Source organism: Pseudoduganella sp. LjRoot289, assembly GCF_964252925.1.
GTDB lineage: Bacteria > Pseudomonadota > Gammaproteobacteria > Burkholderiales > Burkholderiaceae_D > Rugamonas.
In genome coordinates this window covers 668,550-685,996 of record NZ_CAXUPN020000001.1, presented here as the reverse complement: position 1 = coordinate 685,996, position 17,447 = coordinate 668,550, and the positions used below count along the sequence as shown (strand labels likewise).

14 protein-coding genes are annotated in these 17,447 nt (G+C 66.7%); 10 read left to right on the top strand and 4 right to left on the bottom strand.

The annotated features are described in order from the left end of the window. Positions 1-2 precede the first annotated feature (2 nt). From ACSQ8Y_RS03005 to ACSQ8Y_RS02980, 6 genes are all read left to right on the top strand, one after another. A complete protein-coding gene (locus tag ACSQ8Y_RS03005) occupies positions 3-896 on the top strand; it encodes a LysR family transcriptional regulator ArgP (RefSeq protein ID WP_436264981.1) in 894 nt (297 codons plus the stop codon). An 81-nt stretch (positions 897-977) separates the two neighbouring features. Then, positions 978-2,201 (top strand): efflux RND transporter periplasmic adaptor subunit, encoded by a 1,224-nt coding sequence (locus ACSQ8Y_RS03000; protein ID WP_436264980.1) that lies wholly within the window; start codon positions 978-980, stop codon positions 2,199-2,201. Next, positions 2,198-2,896: an ABC transporter ATP-binding protein gene (locus ACSQ8Y_RS02995; protein WP_436264979.1), complete on the top strand. Its 699-nt coding sequence runs from the start codon at positions 2,198-2,200 to the stop codon at positions 2,894-2,896. Before ACSQ8Y_RS03000 ends, ACSQ8Y_RS02995 begins: the two co-directional genes overlap by 4 nt. A gap of 14 nt (positions 2,897-2,910) precedes the next feature. Beyond that, positions 2,911-4,068 carry an ABC transporter permease gene (locus ACSQ8Y_RS02990; RefSeq protein ID WP_436264978.1) on the top strand — a complete coding sequence of 386 codons (1,158 nt, stop codon included), beginning with the start codon at positions 2,911-2,913 and terminating at the stop codon, positions 4,066-4,068. 10 nt (positions 4,069-4,078) lie between these two features. Further along, positions 4,079-5,245, top strand: coding sequence for an ABC transporter permease (locus ACSQ8Y_RS02985; protein WP_436264977.1), 1,167 nt, complete (start codon positions 4,079-4,081; stop codon positions 5,243-5,245). An 89-nt stretch (positions 5,246-5,334) separates the two neighbouring features. Further along, the gene (locus ACSQ8Y_RS02980) at positions 5,335-7,026 is read left to right on the top strand and encodes a diguanylate cyclase (protein ID WP_436264976.1); all 1,692 of its coding nucleotides are present in this window, start codon (positions 5,335-5,337) and stop codon (positions 7,024-7,026) included. A gap of 68 nt (positions 7,027-7,094) precedes the next feature. Here the strand turns inward: ACSQ8Y_RS02980 and maiA are convergent, their stop codons facing one another. Both maiA and ACSQ8Y_RS02970 read right to left on the bottom strand, forming a co-directional pair. Continuing rightward, positions 7,095-7,745 carry a maleylacetoacetate isomerase gene (gene maiA / locus ACSQ8Y_RS02975; protein WP_436269737.1) on the bottom strand — a complete coding sequence of 217 codons (651 nt, stop codon included), beginning with the start codon at positions 7,743-7,745 and terminating at the stop codon, positions 7,095-7,097. Then, positions 7,745-8,767: a fumarylacetoacetate hydrolase family protein gene (locus ACSQ8Y_RS02970; RefSeq protein ID WP_436264975.1), complete on the bottom strand. Its 1,023-nt coding sequence runs from the start codon at positions 8,765-8,767 to the stop codon at positions 7,745-7,747. Before ACSQ8Y_RS02970 ends, maiA begins: the two co-directional genes overlap by 1 nt. Positions 8,768-8,866: 99 nt before the next feature. Between ACSQ8Y_RS02970 and ACSQ8Y_RS02965 the strand changes: the two genes are divergently transcribed. Continuing rightward, positions 8,867-9,760 (top strand): LysR family transcriptional regulator, encoded by an 894-nt coding sequence (locus ACSQ8Y_RS02965; protein ID WP_436264974.1) that lies wholly within the window; start codon positions 8,867-8,869, stop codon positions 9,758-9,760. Positions 9,761-9,857: 97 nt separating this feature from the next. Beyond that, entirely contained in the window at positions 9,858-10,469 is a 612-nt protein-coding gene (locus ACSQ8Y_RS02960) for a gamma-glutamylcyclotransferase (protein WP_436264973.1), read from the top strand. Positions 10,470-10,476: 7 nt separating this feature from the next. On the opposite strand, the gene ACSQ8Y_RS02955 is transcribed toward ACSQ8Y_RS02960, so the two are convergent. After that, positions 10,477-12,663 (bottom strand): EAL domain-containing protein, encoded by a 2,187-nt coding sequence (locus ACSQ8Y_RS02955; RefSeq protein WP_436264972.1) that lies wholly within the window; start codon positions 12,661-12,663, stop codon positions 10,477-10,479. Between the two features lie 212 nt (positions 12,664-12,875). Here ACSQ8Y_RS02955 and ACSQ8Y_RS02950 point away from each other — a divergent pair, with 212 nt between their 5' ends. After that, positions 12,876-13,895, top strand: a complete 1,020-nt coding sequence (locus ACSQ8Y_RS02950; RefSeq protein ID WP_436264971.1) for a diguanylate cyclase — start codon at positions 12,876-12,878, stop codon at positions 13,893-13,895. Positions 13,896-13,914: 19 nt separating this feature from the next. Here ACSQ8Y_RS02950 and ACSQ8Y_RS02945 read toward each other — a convergent pair whose 3' ends face one another. Further along, positions 13,915-15,051 carry a PA0069 family radical SAM protein gene (locus ACSQ8Y_RS02945; RefSeq protein ID WP_436269736.1) on the bottom strand — a complete coding sequence of 379 codons (1,137 nt, stop codon included), beginning with the start codon at positions 15,049-15,051 and terminating at the stop codon, positions 13,915-13,917. Between the two features lie 168 nt (positions 15,052-15,219). Between ACSQ8Y_RS02945 and ACSQ8Y_RS02940 the strand changes: the two genes are divergently transcribed. After that, positions 15,220-17,394 (top strand): methyl-accepting chemotaxis protein, encoded by a 2,175-nt coding sequence (locus tag ACSQ8Y_RS02940; protein WP_436264970.1) that lies wholly within the window; start codon positions 15,220-15,222, stop codon positions 17,392-17,394. The last annotated feature ends 53 nt before the right edge of the window (positions 17,395-17,447 follow it).

Genomic DNA, 17,447 nt, shown 5'->3' with positions numbered 1-17,447 from the left:
CCATGCTGCCCGATACCCGCCAGGCCGAAGCCCTGCTCGCCATCCTCGACACCGGCAGCTTCGAGCTGGCCGCCGCGCTGCTCCACGTATCCGCCTCGGCCGTGTCGCAACGGGTCAGCGCCATGGAGGTGGCGCTGGGCACGCCGCTGATCATCCGCAGCCGCCCCTGCCGCCCCACCAGCGCCGGCCAGCGGCTGGCCTTGTACCTGCGCCGCAGCAAGCTGCTGGAAGCCGAATTCCTGTCCAGCATGCAGGAGGAAGACGCCCGCCCCGTCAGCCTGTCGCTGGCGGTCAACAACGACACCCTGGGCACCTGGCTGCTGCCGGGCCTGGCGCCCTTCCTGGTGCAGGAAAACGTGCTGCTCGAACTGTCGCTGGACGACCAGGACCACACGTACACGCTGATGGAGCGCGGCCTGGCGCTGGCCGCCATTTCGACCGAGCCGCAGCCCATGCGCGGCTGCGTGGCCGAGCCGCTGGGCGTGATGCGCTACCGCATGCTGGCCACGCCCGCCTTCGCCAGGCGCTGGTTTCCCGCCGGCCTGGGCCGGGACGCCGCCTTGCATGCGCCCATGATGGTGTTCGACCGCAAGGACCTGCTGCAGGCCAACTTCATGCAGCGCGAATTCGGCCTGACGCCGTTCAGCCATCCCTGCCACTACATCCCCGCCAACGAAAGCTTTTTGCGCTGCATCGACCTCGGCCTGGGCTACGGCATGGTGGCCGAGCAGCAGATCGGCGACCGCCTCGCCAGCGGCGCCCTGCTCGACCTGGCGCCCGGCAAACACACCGACGTCGCGCTGCACTGGCATAGCTGGCGCGTGCAGTCGCCCAAGCTGGAACGGCTCAGCGCAGCGGTGGTGGACGCGGCCCACCGCGCGCTGCGTCCCATTTAAAGGCCTGCTTGCGGCGCGGCGCAAATTGCCGCAATATCGCTAACAAATTGACAAGTTCATTCACTCTGTTGCGAGGTGGCAATGACGTCGTCCCCCGATATCTCCAAGCTGAAGATAGAGCGCAGCGCCAAGGCGCAGATACCGGGCCGGCGCGCGCGCCGCCGCAAGTGGGTGAGGCTGGCGCTGCTGGCGGCGGCACTGGCGGCGGCAGCCGCCGTCGCCATGCGCAAGGCGGGCGGCAAGGCGGACGTGGACACGGTGACGGTGGCGCAGGCCTATCCCTCGCAGAACTACACCCTGCTCAACGCCACCGGCTACGTGGTGGCGCAGCGCAAGGCGGCGCTGTCGTCCAAGGCGACCGGGCGGCTGGAGTGGCTCGGTGTGCTGGAAGGCTCGAAGGTGAAGAAGGACGAGGTCATCGCGCGGCTGGAGAACCGCGACGTCTCCGCCGCGCTGGGGCAGGCGCAGGCCAACATCAAGGTGGCGCAAGCCAACCTGGAGCAAGGCCAGGCCGAACTGCTCGACGCGCAGCAGGCATACAAGCGCGCCGGCGAGCTGCTGGCGCAGAAATTCATCGCGGCGGCCAGCTACGACAGCGCGCTGGCACGCTACAACAAGGCCAGGGCGGCCATCGCGGCCCAGCGCGCGGCCATCGCCGCGGCGCAGGCCTATGCCCAGTCAGCCCAGGTGGCGCTGGACCAGACCGTCATCCGCGCGCCCTTCGACGGCGTGATCCTCACCAAGAGCGCCAACGTGGGCGACAACATCACGCCTTTCTCCTCGGCCGCCGACAGCAAAGGCGCGGTGGTGACCATCGCCGACATGGACACGCTGGAGGTGGAGGCGGACGTGTCGGAAGCCAGCATCGCGAAAATCAAGGCGGAGCAGCCGGCCGAGATCCAGCTCGATGCCTTCCCAGAACTGCGGCTCGCCGGCGTGGTGTCGCGCATGGTGCCGACGGTGGACCGCAGCAAGGCGACGCTGCTGGTCAAGGTGCGCTTCGTCGAGCGCGATCCGCGCGTGCTGCCGGACATGAGCGCCAAGGTGGCGTTTTTATCGCAAGCCGTGCCGGCGCAGGACAAGGCGGCGGTGACGGCCGTGCAGCCCGCAGCCATCGCCGCGCGCGAGGGCAAGACGTTTGTGTTCGTCGTCGAAAACGAGAAAGTGCGGCAGGTGCCCGTGACCAGCGGCCGGAAAGTGGGCGAACTGGTGGAGCTCAAGGGCGTGAAGCCGGGCGACAAGGCGGTGCTGAATCCGGACGCCAGGCTGCAGGACGGGCAGCCGGTTAGCGTGGTCAAGAAATGAGGCCGCCGCTGGTGCAGATCGCGCACCTGGTCAAGTCCTACCGGCGCGGCGGACAGCATGTGCCGGTGCTCACCGACATCACCCTCGACATCCAGGCCGGCGACTTCACCGCGCTGATGGGCCCCTCCGGCTCCGGCAAGAGCACCCTGCTCAACCTCATCGCCGGCATCGACAAGCCGGACTCCGGCCTGCTGCTGGTGGACGGACTGGATATCGCCGCCATGCCGGAAACCGAGCTGGCGCACTGGCGCGCGGCCAATGTCGGCTTCATCTTCCAGTTCTACAACCTGATGCCGGTGTTGTCCGCGTTTGAAAACGTGGAGTTGCCGCTGCTGCTCACCCCCCTGTCCCGCCGCGAACGGCGCGAACGGGTCGAACTGACCTTGTCCATGGTGGGCCTGGCCGACCGCATGGACCACACGCCGAACGAACTGTCCGGCGGCCAGCAACAGCGCGTGGCCATCGCGCGCGCCATTGTCACCGACCCGACGCTGATCGTGGCAGACGAACCGACCGGCGACCTGGACCGCCAGTCCGCCAGCGACGTGCTGGCCCTGATGCGGCAACTCAACGAGGAACTGGGCAAGACCATCATCATGGTCACGCACGACGCCCACGCGGCACAACAGGCGCGCACGCTGATCCACCTTGAAAAAGGCGAACTGACCGGTGAGCCGGCCAGCGCGCCCGCATAGCTGGCGCAGCCGTCATGTACCTGCTCAAGCTGATCTCCAAGAACGCCCTGCGCCACAAGCTGCGCACGGTGCTGACGGTGCTCGGCCTGGTGGTGGCGACACTGTCGTTCGGCCTGCTGCAAACCGTGGTGGACGCGTGGTATGCGGGCGCCGAGGGCGCATCGAACACCACGCTGGTCACGCGCAACGCCACTTCGCTGGTGTTCCCCCTGCCGCTGGCCTACCAGGCCCGCATCCGCGCCGTGGACGGCGTGACGGGCGTGGGCTACGCCAACTGGTTCGGCGGCCAGTACAAGGACCCGAAAAACTTCTTCGCGCAGTTCGCCATCTCCGGCCAGAGCTACCTGGACATCTACCCCGACTATCTGCTGAGCGAGGCCGAACGCGCCGCCTTCCTGCGCGACCGCAAGGGCGCCATCGTCGGCCGCAAGCTGGCGAACCAGTACGGTTTCAAAGTGGGCGACACCATCCCCCTCAAGGGCACCATCTACCCAGGACTATGGGGATTCGTGGTGCGCGGCATATACGACGGCCGGCAGGAGTCCACCAACACCGCCACCATGTTCTTCCACTGGGACTACGTCAACGAAGGTATCAAGAAACTCTACCCCCGCCGTGGCAACCAGGTGGGCGTGTACGTGGTGCGCATCGCCCGCGCGGAGAACGCCGCAGCCGTCTCCAAGGCGATCGACGAGCAGTTCCGCAATTCCCTGGCCGAGACCCTGACCGAAACCGAGAAAGCCTTCCAGCTTGGCTTCGTGTCCATGTCCGAAGCCATCGTGGCGGCCGTGCGCGTGGTGTCCTTCGTGGTGATCGTCATCATCATGGCGGTGATGGCCAACACCATGGCCATGAGCGCGCGCGAGCGGCTGGGCGAGTACGCCACACTGAAGGTGCTGGGCTTTGGCCCCGGCTACCTGGCGGCCCTGATCTTCGGCGAATCGCTGCTGCTGTCGGCGGTGGGCGCGGCGCTCGGCATCGCGCTGCTGTACCCGCTGGCCGCCGTCATCGGCTCGGCCATGGGGACCATGTTCCCGGTGTTCCAGGTGGCGCCCCTCACGCTGCTGCTGCAACTGCTGTCGGCGCTGCTGATCGGTTTGGTGGCGGCCATCGCGCCCACGGTGCGCGCCGTGCGGATCAACATCGTCGACGGCCTGCGCAGCATAGGATAAGGACACGGCCATGCGCATCCCCTTCTCCTACATCGCACGCAACCTGTGGGCGCGGCGCTTGACCACGGCGCTGACGGCGGCCGGCCTGGCGCTGGTGGTGTTCGTGTTCGCCACCGTGCTGATGCTGGACGAAGGCCTGCGCACCACCCTGGTCACCACCGGCGAGTACGACAACGTCATCCTGATACGGCGCTCGGCCGAGACCGAAGTGCAGAGCGGCATAGACCGCGTGCAGGCCAATATCGCCGGCAGCCACGCCGCCATCGCGCTGGGCGCGGACGGCCGGCGCTTGCTGTCCAGGGAACCCGTGGTGCTGATATCGCTGCTCAAGCGCAGCTCGGAGAAACCGTCCAACGTGGTGATACGCGGCGTAGACCAGCGCGCCCTGGTGCTGCGGCCGCAGGTGAAGCTGAGCGCAGGCCGCATGTTCCGGCCCGGCGCCTCCGAGATCGTGGCCGGGGCCAGCATCGCCAAGCGTTTCGCCGGTGCGGGTATCGGCGAGAAGCTGCGCTTCGGCCAGCGCGAATGGACCGTGGTGGGCCTGTTCGACGCGGGCAACAGCGGCTTCGATTCCGAAATATGGGGCGACGCCGAGCAGCTGATGCAGGCCTTCCGCCGCAACGCCTATTCCTCCATGGTGCTGCGCCTGGCCGACAGCACGCTGTTCGAGCGTTTCAAAAAGGACATCGAATCCGATCCGCGCCTGACGCTGGAGGCCAAACGCGAGCAGACCTTCTACTCCGAGCAGTCGCGCGCACTGTCCACCTTCATCAGCATCCTCGGGCTGACGCTGTCCATCATCTTCTCGATCGGCGCCATGATAGGCGCCACCATCACCATGTACGCCTCGGTGGCCAACCGCGTCGGCGAGATCGGCACCTTGCGCGCGCTGGGCTACCTGCGGCGCAACATCCTGGCCGCCTTCCTGGCCGAGTCCATGCTGCTGGCGGCGGCAGGCGGCGCCGTGGGCCTGCTGTTCGCCTCCTTCATGCAGTTCCTGTCCTTCTCCACCACCAATTTCCAGTCCTTCTCCGAACTGGCGTTCGGTTTCAGGCTGAACGGCGCCATCGTCGTCAAGACCTTGCTGTTCTCGCTGGCGATGGGTTTGGTCGGCGGCTTCCTGCCCGCGCTGCGCGCCGCGCGCATGAACATCGTGGACGCATTGCGCGCGGCGTAAGCTGGCCTGGACCTTGAAGCGAAACCAGCTAAAAAAACGGCCCGGTCCTATCCCGGCTGGAAATACGAATAGTATGTCAAACTATGCCCATGCCATCCCGCCCATCCCGCCCCCCCGTGTTCCGCCTGTTGGCCATGCTGACCGTGCTGGCCGCCTTGACCGTTCCTCAGGCCCGGGCCGCGGAAGCGCGCAAGGTCTTGGTGCTGTACTCGCTCGGGCCGGATTCCGCGTCGGGTTGGCAGCGGCTGGTGCACAAGGGCTTGCTGGACGAAATGGCCAAAAACAGCTGGGGCCCTGCGCCCAGCATTTTCGAAGAGCGCTTCGATGCGTCCCGCCTCGGCGAACAGGCTGCGCTGGCCGGCATGGCGCCCTACCTGGGCGTCAAATACGCCAATGTGAAGCTGGACGCCATCATCACGGAGAACTTCGTGGCGGCAGGCTTCCTGAGCAGCCATCCCGAACTGTTCCCCGGCGTGCCGCGCCACTACGTCAACCACGGCCGCCGCAACTGGCGCCCGGCCGACGGCGAAGCGCTGGAGCTGGCGCCGGACTACGGGCGCATGGTGGGCGTGATCCCGCTGGTGGCGCCGAACACCAAGCGCATCGTGGTGGTGGGCGACCAGACGCCGCGCGTGCAGGAATGGATCGCCGGCGTGCGCGCCGCCGCGCGTCCCTACAGCAAACACATCGAATTCGACTACTGGGACAACCAGACCTACGCGGAACTGTACCGCCGCGCCGGCATGCTGGGCAACGACACCGCCATCCTGATGTTCGCCACCTTCCGCGACGCAGCCGGCGCCTCCGGTCCGCCTTCCGAAGTCGCCGGCAAGCTGGCCGCGGTGTCGCCGGTGCCGGTGTTTACGCACGCGGAATCGCTGGTCATGCCGGGCATCGTGGGTGGCTATGTGCTCAGCGGCGAAGCCATCGGCCGCGTGATCGCGCGCATCCTGCAAGGCCAGCCGGCTGACATGACGGGCGCGCAGCGCTACATCTTCGACTTCCCCACCGCCGAACGACACCTGCTGCGCAAGCTGCCGCCCGGCGCCACGCTGCGCAACCGGCCCGCCGGCATGTGGGAACTGTACCGCTGGCAGATCATCGTGGGCGCGACGCTGATCGTGCTGGAAGGCGCGCTGATCACGGTGCTGGTGCGGGTGCTGCGTTCGCGCCGGAAAGCGCTGGCGGCGCTGAACGACGAACGCAACAACCTCGAGGACCGGGTGCTGCAGCGCACGCTGGAACTGCTGATGGCCAACACCAAGCTGGAACAGCTGGCCACCACCGACCCGCTGACCGGCATCGCCAACCGGCGCAAGATGACCGAGCAGATCACCAAGGAGCTGGACCGCGCGCGGCGCTACAAGCATCCGCTGGCACTGCTGATGGTGGACATCGACCACTTCAAGCGCATCAACGACACCTATGGCCACGAGGTGGGCGACCAGGCCATTCTGGCGGTGGCGGGCGCGCTGGCGGCCAGCATGCGCAGCATGGACCTGGCGGCGCGTTTCGGCGGCGAGGAGTTCGTGCTGCTGATGCCGGAGGCGGAACTGGACACCGCGGGCGGCGCCGCGGAGCGCCTGCGCGAGACGGTGTCGCAGTTGAGGATAGAGGTGGACGGCGGGCTGGCGATCTCGGTGACGATCAGCGTAGGCGTGGCGGCCTCCTACCCGCAGGCGGCGCCTGATTCACCGTCGTCCCTGCTGGTGCGGGCCGACCAGGCGCTGTACCGGGCCAAGAAGGAAGGCCGCGACCGCGTGGTGCTGAGCGCGGCCTGACACCATGGCTGGCTGGCGCACCGCCTGTTATACGGTGCGGGTGTGCCAGCCGCTCTGCCAGCCGCTCCCTACTCCGCGTCCGGCTGCCGGGCGGGATGGGCGGCCTGGAACGCCGGCAGCGCCGCACAGTTGGCGTAAATCCGGGCTATGTGCGGATACGGCGCCAGATCCACCTCGAAGCGCTCCGCGTTGAACACCTGCGGCACCAGGCAACAGTCGGCCAGGGTCGGCGTGTCGCCGTGGCAATAGCGGCCGGTGGCGGCGTCGCGCGCCAGGTGCGCTTCGAACGCGGCCAGACCCAGTTGCATCCAGTGCCGTATCCACGCCAGCTTGGCTTCCTCGTCCAGTTTCAGCGTGCGCACCAGGTATTTCAGCACGCGCAGATTGCTCAGCGGGTGGGTATCGCAGGCGATGGTCATGGCCAGCGCACGCACGCGGGCGCGGCCGGCCGGATCGGCCGGCAGCAGCGGCGCCGGCTGTCCGGGATGCGTCTCATCCAGGTACTCGATGATGGCCAGCGACTGCGTCAGCAGCGCGCCGTCGTCCTCCAGCGCGGGCAGCAGTGCGCCCGGGTTGACCTGGCGGTACGCCTCGCCCAGCTGCTCGCCGCCGTTGCGCAGCAGGTGCACCGGCACCGCCTCGTAGGGCAGCGCCTTCAGATTGAGCGCGATCCGCACGCGGTAGGCGGCCGAGCTGCGGAAGTAGGTGAACAGCTTCATCATCCGCGCTCCCCGTAGTGCGCGACGGTCTGGTCTATGGCGCCGAAGATGCTGGCGCCCTGCGGGTCCAGCATTTCGATGCGCACGCTGTCGCCGAACTTCAGGAAACCGGTGGCCGGCTTGCCGTCTTCGATGGTTTCGTACATGCGCACTTCGGCCAGGCAGCAGTAGCCCACGCCGCCGTTGGCGATGCTCGATCCGTGCAGGTTGCCCTGCTTGTTCGACACCGTGCCGGAGCCGATGATGGTGCCCGCGCCCAGTTCGCGCGTCTTGGCGGCGTGCGCCACCAGCTGGGCGAAACTGAAGGTCATGTCCTCGCCGGCGTTCGGCTTGCCGAAGGGCTGCCGGTTCAGCTGCACCGACAGCGGCAGGTGCAGCTTGCTGCCGGCCCAGTGCGCGCCCAGTTCGTCCGGCGTGACGGCCACCGGCGAGAAGGCGCTGGCGGGCTTGGCGTTGAAGAAGCCGAAGCCCTTGGCCAGTTCGTTGGGGATCAGGTTGCGCAGCGAGACGTCGTTCACCAGCATCACCAGGCGGATCGCTTGCGCGGCGTCGGCGTCGCCGGCGCCCATTTTCACGTCGCCGGTGATCACGGCCACTTCGGCTTCCAGGTCGATGCCCCAGTCTTCCGTCAGCGCGTAGATAGGGTCGCGCGGGCCGACGAAACTGTCCGAGCCGCCCTGGTACATCAGCGGATCGGTGTAGAAGGACGCGGGCAGTTCGGCGTTGCGCGCCTTGCGCACCAGCTCGACGTGGTTGATATAGGCCGAACCGTCGGCCCACTGGTAGGCGCGCGGCAGCGGCGAGTGGCAGGCGCTTTCGTCGAACGGCAGGGCGTCGGCGGCGCGCCCTTCGTTCAGCGCCGCGTACAGCGCGGCCAGCTGCGGCGCGGCGTAGTCCCAGTTGTCCAGCGCCGCCTGCAGGGTAGGCGCGACGCTGACGGCGCTCACGTATTGTGTCAGGTCGCGGCTGACGACGGCCAGGGCGCCGTCGCGGCTGCCGTTCTTGAGCGTGGCAAGTTTCATGGTGCAATCCTTATCTGGTCTTTAACGTATGCCGCCATTAGAAGCCAGTTTCAGATATCATACAAACGGTATTTTTCAATCGATTTATCAGAATTTCTTATGAGTCCTACCCTGCGCCAGATGCGCGCCCTCGTCGCCATCGCCAAAACCGGCAGCTTCACGCTGGCGGCGGACCACCTGCACCTGACGCAATCGGCGCTCAGCGGCCAGATCAAGGAGCTGGAACAGCTGCTGGGCGTGAAGGTGCTCGAGCGCAGCACCCGGCGCGCGCAGCTGTCCGAGGTGGGGCGCGAGCTGTATCCGCTGTTCGACAAGATGATCCAGGACCTGGACGGCGCCATGGCCGACATCGCCAGCCGCAAGGCGCTCAAATCGGGCACGGTGCGGGTGGCCGCGCCGCAGATGATGGCCTGCACCCTGCTGCCGGAAGTGATCGCGGCCTACCGCGCGGCCCACCCCGAAGTGCAGGTCAAGCTGGTCGATTGCCCGGTGGAGAACGTGTCCGCCCGCGTGTTCAGCGGCGAGGTCGATTTCGGCGTCGGCCCGGAGCGCGACCCGGCGGCCGAGATCGCCGCGCAGCTGCTGTTCGAGATGCCTTTCGTGCTGGTGTTCCCGGCCCAGCATCCGCTGGCGGGCCAGGAGCGCGTGACGTGGAAGGATGTCAACGACTATCCGCTGATCGCGCTGCAGGGCCAGTTCACCGAGCGCCTGCTGCGCGACGTGGCGCTCAATCCCTACAACGAGGTCACTTTCATGACCACCGCGCTGGCCATGGTCAACGCCAGCCTGGGCGTGACGGCCTGCCTGCCCTACGCGGAGCCGATGGTCAAGCTGTACGGCCTGCAAATGCGGCTGCTGCGCGAGCCCGAGCTGACGCGGCGCTTTTTCGTCTACACCAAGAGTGCGCGCGCGCTGTCGCCGGCGGCGCAGAGCTTCGCCGATTTCCTGTTCCAGTTCGTGGCGGCCCACGAATGGAACATGCCGCAGCGCTAGGCCGGACCGGCGCACGTACGCGGCGTCGCACGCGGCAGTGCTGACGATCCCGGGCAAGGGCACTATAATTTGCCTATTTGCCCGGGGGCCGCAGCGCATGTCAGCCAATACCATCGCCGTCAACCAGCAGATGGACCGTTTCGCGGGGCAAGCCAGCGTGTGGGTGTTCGGCTACGGCTCGCTGATCTACAAGGTGGACTTCCCCTACCTGGAGCGGCGTCCCGCCAGCATCGTCGGCTGGTCGCGGCGCTTCTGGCAAGGCTCGCACGACCATCGCGGCACGCCCGCCGCGCCGGGACGCGTGGTCACCATCATCGCGGACGCCGGCGCCGTGTGCCACGGCATGGCATATCTGATCACCCCTTCCGTGTTCGAACACCTGGACTACCGCGAGAAAAACGGCTACCTGCGGGTGGCGGTGGAAATCGGCTTCGACGACGCGGACGGCCATGCGGACGGCATTGCGGACAAGAGCGCCGCCGAAGGCGTGGTCTACGTGGCGCGCGAGGACAACGAAGCGTTCCTGGGCGCGGCCAGCGAGGAGGAGATCGCCCGCCACATCGCCGGCGCCGCCGGGCCCAGCGGCCCCAACAGCGACTACCTGACCCAGCTCGCCGTCGCCCTGCGCGAACTCGGCAAGCAGGACGACCACGTCTTCGCCATCGAGCAATACCTGGTCGAGCTGATCGACAGCGGCAAGCCGAAGTAGGCCGGTTTCAGCTGGTCTCCGCCAGCTTGACCGGCCCTGCCGCCCCCGGCGGCAGCTGCTCACCGGGCCGGCCATGCAGCCGGCCATGGTGTTCGAACGCCTCGCGGACCTGTTCGCGCAGTTGCTGGTCGTCCCACGGCTTGGTGTAGAAGCGGTACACGGCGCCACGATTGATCGCGTCGATCACCGAATCGAGCTCCATATAGCCGGACAACACGATGCGTATCGTGTCCGGGTGCAGTTCCTTCACCTTGGACAGGAAGGTGGTGCCGGACATGGAGGGCATGCGCTGGTCGCTGATGACCACCTGGACCGGATGCATGGCCAGCAATTCCAGCGCCTCCAGCGCCGAGGTGGTCTGCAGGATGCGGTATTCATCCTTGCGGAAGATGCGCTGCAGCGCGGCCAGTACATTGGGCTCGTCGTCCAGCAGCAGCATGGTGCGCCCGGGCGCGGGCCCGCGCAGCAGGACGGGCCGGTCCGACTGCTGCCGCAGGATGGCCGTGAGCTCGGCCGCGCCGACCGGTTTGCTGAAGTAATAACCTTGCACCGCGTCGCAACCGATCGCACTGAGAAAACCCAGCTGTCCCGGCGTCTCCACGCCCTCGGCTATGGTTTTCATCTTCAAGGACTTGGCCATCAGCACGATGGTCCTGGTCAGCGACGCGTCGTTGGGGTCGCTCGTGATGTTGCGGACGAAGCCGCGGTCGATCTTGATGACGTCGATCGGAAAGCGCTTCAGGTAGGTCAGGCTGGAATAGCCGGTGCCGAAGTCGTCCAGCGAGATCGTCACGCCGAGCGCTTTGATCGCGCGCAGCGCCGCAAGCATGCTGTCGCTGTCGTTCATCAGCATGCTCTCGGTCAGTTCCAGCTCGAGGTGGCTGGCCGGCAAGCCGGTGTCGGCCAGCACGCGCGCCACCAGGTCCGCCATGTTTTGCTGGGCGAACTGGACAGCGGAGAGGTTGACCGCGACCGGCATGTCGCGCAAGCCCATCTCGCGCCACTGCCGGGCCTGGGCGCAGGCCGTGCGCAGCACCCATTCCCCGATCGGGGCGATCAGGCCCGTCTTCTCCGCCAGGGCGATGAAGCTGCCGGGCAGGACCAGGCCGTTCCGCGGATGGTGCCAGCGTATCAGCGCTTCCGCGCCGTGGAATTTCCCGCTGTGCAAATTCACCTTGGGCTGGTAGTAGACCTCGAATTGCTGCCGTTCGAGCGCCAACCGCAAGGCGTATTCCATCTCCACATATTGTTCGATGCGGCGCCCCATTTCCCGCACATACACCCGGTAGCAATTGCGCCCGCCTTCCTTGGCCTCGTACATGGCCACGTCGACGTTCTTGAACAGCATGTCCATCTCTTCGCCGTCGTCGGGATAGAGGCAAACGCCGATGCTGGCAGTGACATGGAGCGCGCGCGCGTCCACCACGAAGGGTTCGGCAAACAGCTCCAAGGTTTCCTGCGCGACGCGCTCGAGGTCGCGGCTGCCGGGCAAGCCGGGGCAGATCAGGATGAATTCATCGCCGCCCGGCCTGGCAACGGTGTCGGACGCGCGTACAGCGGCCCTGATGCGCGCGGCAACGGCCTGGAGCAGCCGGTTGCCCACCGCGTGGCCGCAGCTGTCGTTGATGAACTTGAAGCCATCCAGGTCCAGGCTCAGCACAGCCACCCGCTCGCCCGTGCGCCGCGCCAGCGCGATGGCCTGCAGCGTGCGGTCTTCCAGCAAACTGCGGTTCGGCAGGCCGGTCAGCGCATCGTAATTGGCGAGGCGGTGCATGCGTTGCGTCAGCACGGCGCGCAGCGATGCCGCCGTCTTCAGGATGAACCGTACCCGGTGCTGCAGCAGCGTGCCGTCGACGGGCTTGCTGACGAAATCGGTGGCGCCCGCCTCGTAGGCCTGCGCGACCGCGCCGCCATCCCCGTTGGGGGTCAGCAGCACGACGGAACAGAATTCCATATTGGGCAGCAGGCGCATCCGGCGGCAAGCCTCGAAGGCTGGGAGAGCGGGCGTGGCGACTTCGAGCAAAACGATATCGGCGGGATGCTCGCTCATGACGGCAAAGCCGGCCGCCGTGTCGGCCGCCTCGTACACTTGCAAACCGATCTTTTCCAGATGGTCGCGCAGCAGGCGCCGGGTCGCCGCATCACTATCAATGACCAAGGCGACGGCGGGCCGTTCCAAACGTGCATCCGTCATGTGGCGCCCCCCGCGCAAATACGATTACCCACCGTCGACCGCTCTCCGGGCCCTGCAAGGAGTCTATCAGCGCGGCAACGCTGAAAATGCGCGCATTGTCACAGCGGCAGCCGTCCGGATTCGGCAGGCGGCGTGAGAATGTGCGTATATTCAGTCCGGACGAGATGCTATTCTGGGCATTACCGGCCGTGTTCGGCCAGCTAAGGCCACTCATGACACTGCCTCCCGCCACGGACGACATCCCCCGGCTTCGCATCCGCGAGCTGGTCGAAGCCATGCAGTGCATGCCCGTGGGCGTGACGATCATCGACAGCGCCTTGTCGATGCGCTACTGGAACGGCGCGTTCTGCCGGCTGTTGAATTTTTCCGAGGAAGTCATGCATGCCGGCGTGACGCTGCCCGAGCTGTTCCACTACAATGCGCGGCGCGGCGAGTTCGGCCCCGGCGACCCCGATGCGCAAGTGCAGGAGCGCATACGCCTGGCCAGGCTGTTCCAGCCCCACCATTTCACCCGCACCCGCCCCGACGGCACCGTCCTCGACATCACCGGGCGCGTGATTTACGGCGAAGATGGCGAAGCCTTCGGTTTTGTCACGATCTACCAGGACGTCACGCTCGAGCGCCGCCACGAACAGCATCTGCTTGCGGCAAACAGGGAACTGCGGATAGCCTACGACGACCTGAAGCTGGCGCAGGCCGGCTATGCCGCCATGGAGGAAGACCGGCGCCGCTATTACCATATGGCGGCACGCGATCCACTGACCGGCTTGTTTACCCGCTATTACATGGAAGACGCCGCGGCCCGCATGATCGAGCTGCATGAGCGCAATGCGTCGGCACGGCTGGCGCTGCTGATTTTCGATATAGACCACTTCAAGCAGATCAACGACGCGCACGGCCATCTCAGCGGCGACGCGGTGTTGCGCGTCGTGGGCCAGTTGCTGAGCAAGCGTTCGCGCAAGACCGATGTCGCGGTGCGCTATGGCGGCGACGAGTTCGCCATTTTCCAGTCGGGGGCCAGCGACGACGACTGCCTGGCCTTTGCCGAGCGCTTCTGCGACACCGTTCAGGCACTGCGCCTGGACGGGCTGAGCGGTCTCCAGCTGTCGATCAGCGCCGGCGTCGCCGAGCACCGGATAGGCGAATCGATGAACGACCTCATCGCGCGTGCCGACGCCGCGCTCTATGTGGCAAAGCGCGCCGGGCGCAACTGCTCGCGCAAAGCGCCGTAGGGCCGCATCGACACGCGCCTCAGAACAAATCCATCTGGCCCGCGGCCGCCGCGGCCCTGGCCTTGGCGCCCGAGGCGGGAACGAGCAGCGGGCGCCGGAACTGGCTGGCGTCGAGCTGGCGGAAGCGGCTGCCGCGCTTTTCCATGCCGAAGCGCCGGATGGCCTTCTCGGCGCGCTGCCTGATCAGGTCGGCCCACACGCCCTCGCCTTTCATGCGCGTGGCGAAATCGCTGTCGTAGTCCTTGCCGCCGCGCATGTCGCGCACGCGGTTCATCACGCGCTGGGCGCGGTCCGGGAAATGCGCTTCCAGCCATTGCTGGAACAGCGGGTTCACTTCCCACGGCAGCCGCAGCACGATGTAGTTGGCGTGCTGCGCGCCGGCCAGGAAGGCGGCCTCCATCACCTTCTCCAGGTCCGGCTCGGTGACGAAGGGGATCACCGGCGCGATGCTGACGCCGACCGGTATGCCGGCCTCCGCCAGCGTGCGGATGGTGCGCAGGCGCCGCGCCGGCGACGCGGCGCGCGGCTCCAGCGTGCGCGCGATCTCCGGGTCCAGCGTGGTGATGGTGATGGCGGCCGAGGCCTGCCCCTTGGCGGCCATCGCCGCCAGCAGGTCGATGTCGCGCTCGATCAGGGACGACTTGGTGATCAGCCCCACCGGATGCCCGCACTCGTGCAGCACCTCCAGCACCCGCCTGGTGATACGCAGGCTGCGCTCGCAGGGCTGGTAGGCGTCCGTGTTGACGCCCAGCGCGATCGGCTCCGGCACGTAGGACGGCCGCGCCAGCTCCTGCCGCAGCAGCTCGGGCGCGTTCACCTTGGCGAAGATCTTGCTCTCGAAATCCATGCCGGGCGACAGCCCCAGGTAGCTGTGCGTGGGCCGCGCGAAGCAATAGATGCAGCCGTGCTCGCAGCCCCGGTAAGGATTGAGCGACACGTCGAAGGGCACGTCCGGCGAACTGTTGCGGCTCAGGATGGACTTGGCGATCTCGTCCGTGACATGGGTCTTGAAAACGCGCGCCGTGCCATCGCCGTCCTCCTCCCCGGGTTCCCAGCCGTCGTCGAACTGCTCGCGCGCATGCACCTCGTAGCGGCCCTGCAGATTGCTGACCGCGCCGCGTCCTTTCTGCGCGCGCAGCGGCGCCGCCGGCAGCATGGCTTGCCCTTCCATCAGATCGTCTTCCACGGCCGCCCCAATACTGTATGCACATACAGTATCTTATTCTTCATCGCGCTTTTAGGCAACAGCTATAATTGGTGAGATTTCACTGAATCGTCAGCGCATTATCACCCGGCTCATTCGCTCATCCGACAGGGGACCGCCATGCTGAAAAACCTTAAAATCGCCACCCGCCTCGGGCTTGGCTTTGGCAGTGTCGTCGTGCTGCTGCTGATTTTGTCCGTGATCAGTGTGCAGCGCCTGGGCACCATCAACGAGGGCACCCGCGTCATCTATGAAGAACATTACGCCAAGGTCTCCCTGCTCAACGAAGTAATAAAGAACGGCCTGGACAACGCGCGCCAGATGCGCAATATCCTGCTCTCGACCAGCGATGCGGAAGCGGAAAAGTACCGGCAAATAATCGATACCAACCGCAACGAGATGACAGACGGCCTGAACAAGGTGCAAAAGCTGCTGAGCAGCGAGAAAGGCAAGCAGCTGTACAAGGATGCGATCGACAAGCGCGTAGCGGTGGTGAGCAAGTACGATCCCTTCTATGCGCTGGTGAAGACGGACCGCAAGGCGGCGGTGGAATTCCTCAAGCACGACTTCACCGCGTCCAACGACGTGTTCTGGGGCGCGCTGGAGGCGCTGTCGAAATTTCAGGGCGAGCTGATGGACAAGGCCGCCGACTCCGCCGCTGCCACCTATGAATCCACCCGCATCCTGGTGATCATACTGGCCGGCTCCGCCGCCGTGCTGGCGGTGGCGATCGCCACCGGGATCACACTCAGCATCGTGCGGCCGATCGAGCAGGCCGTAACAGTGGCGGAGCGGCTGGAGGCGGGCGACCTGTCGATTGAAATCGACGCCACGTCCAAGGACGAAACCGGCCAGCTGCTGCGCGCCATGCGCAACCTGGTCGCCAAGCTGAACCAGGTGATCTCCGGCCAGAAGCGCGCCGTGGACGCCGCCAACCGGGGCAATTTCGACACCCGCATCGACCTCACCGGCCTGCAGGGCTTCCAGCAGGAACTGGCCGAAGGGCTGAACCAGCTGATGTCGACCACCGGCGCCAGCATCGCCGACGTGGTGCGCGTGATGGGGGCGCTGTCCGAAGGCGACCTGGACAAGACCATCACCAAGCCCTACGAGGGCGCGTTCGACGAGCTCAAGCGCTATGCCAACAACACGGTGGAAAAGCTGGGCCAGGTGATCGACGGCCAGCAGCGCGTGGTGGCGGCGGCCAACCGGGGCGACTTCGAGGCGCGCGTCGAACTGGCCGGGCTGCAGGGTTTCCAGAAGGCGCTGGGCGAGGGCCTGAACCGGCTGATGACCACCACGGGCGCCAGCATCGCCGACGTGGTGCGCGTGATGGGCGCACTGGCCGAGGGCGACCTGAGCAAGTCCATCGACAAGCAATACGAGGGCAGTTTCGCCGAACTCAAGGAATATGCCAACAACACCATGGCCAAGCTGCTGCAGGTGGTGACGGAGGTCAACACCGGTGCCCAGGCGCTGGCCAGCGCGTCCGAGGAAGTGAGCGCCACGGCGCAGGCGCTGTCGCAGGCGTCCAGCGAGCAGGCCGCCAGCGTGGAGGAGACCAGCGCCTCGATCGAGGAGATGACGTCCTCCATCGCGCAAAACACCGACAACGCCAAGGCCACCGACGGCATGGCGGCCAAGGCCTCGCAGGAGGCCACCGAGGGCGGCCAGGCGGTCAACGCCACGGTCACGGCCATGAAGCAGATCGCACGCAAGATCGGCATCATCGACGACATCGCCTACCAGACCAACTTGCTGGCGCTGAACGCGGCGATCGAGGCGGCCCGGGCCGGCGAGCACGGCAAAGGTTTCGCGGTGGTGGCGGCCGAGGTACGCAAGCTGGCCGAACGCAGCCAGGTGGCGGCCCAGGAAATCGGCGAAGTGGCCACCAGCAGCGTGGAGCTGGCCGAGCGGGCCGGCGTGCTGCTGGACCAGATGGTGCCCAACATCAAGAAGACCTCCGACCTGGTGCAGGAAATCACGGCCGCCTCCGAGGAGCAGTCGTCCGGCGTGGCGCAGATCAACTCGGCGGTGAACCAGCTCAGCCAGACCACCCAGCAGAATGCCAGCAGCTCGGAGGAGCTGGCCGCCACCGCCGAGGAGATGAGCACCCAGGCCGAGCAGCTGCAGCACACCATGGGCTTCTTCAAGGTCGACACCGGGCCGCTGCGCAGGCCGGGGCAGGCGGCGCGCAAGCCGGGCGCCGCCAAGTCGGTGCGCAGCAAGGAAGTGTTCTCCGCCTCCGGCTCCGCGCGCGAAGACATGGACGAAGCGGAGTTCGTCCGCTTCTGACCCCTGCCGGGCGTCCGCCCCCGGCTTTCCCTTCCCCACCCGCAGTCCCGCCC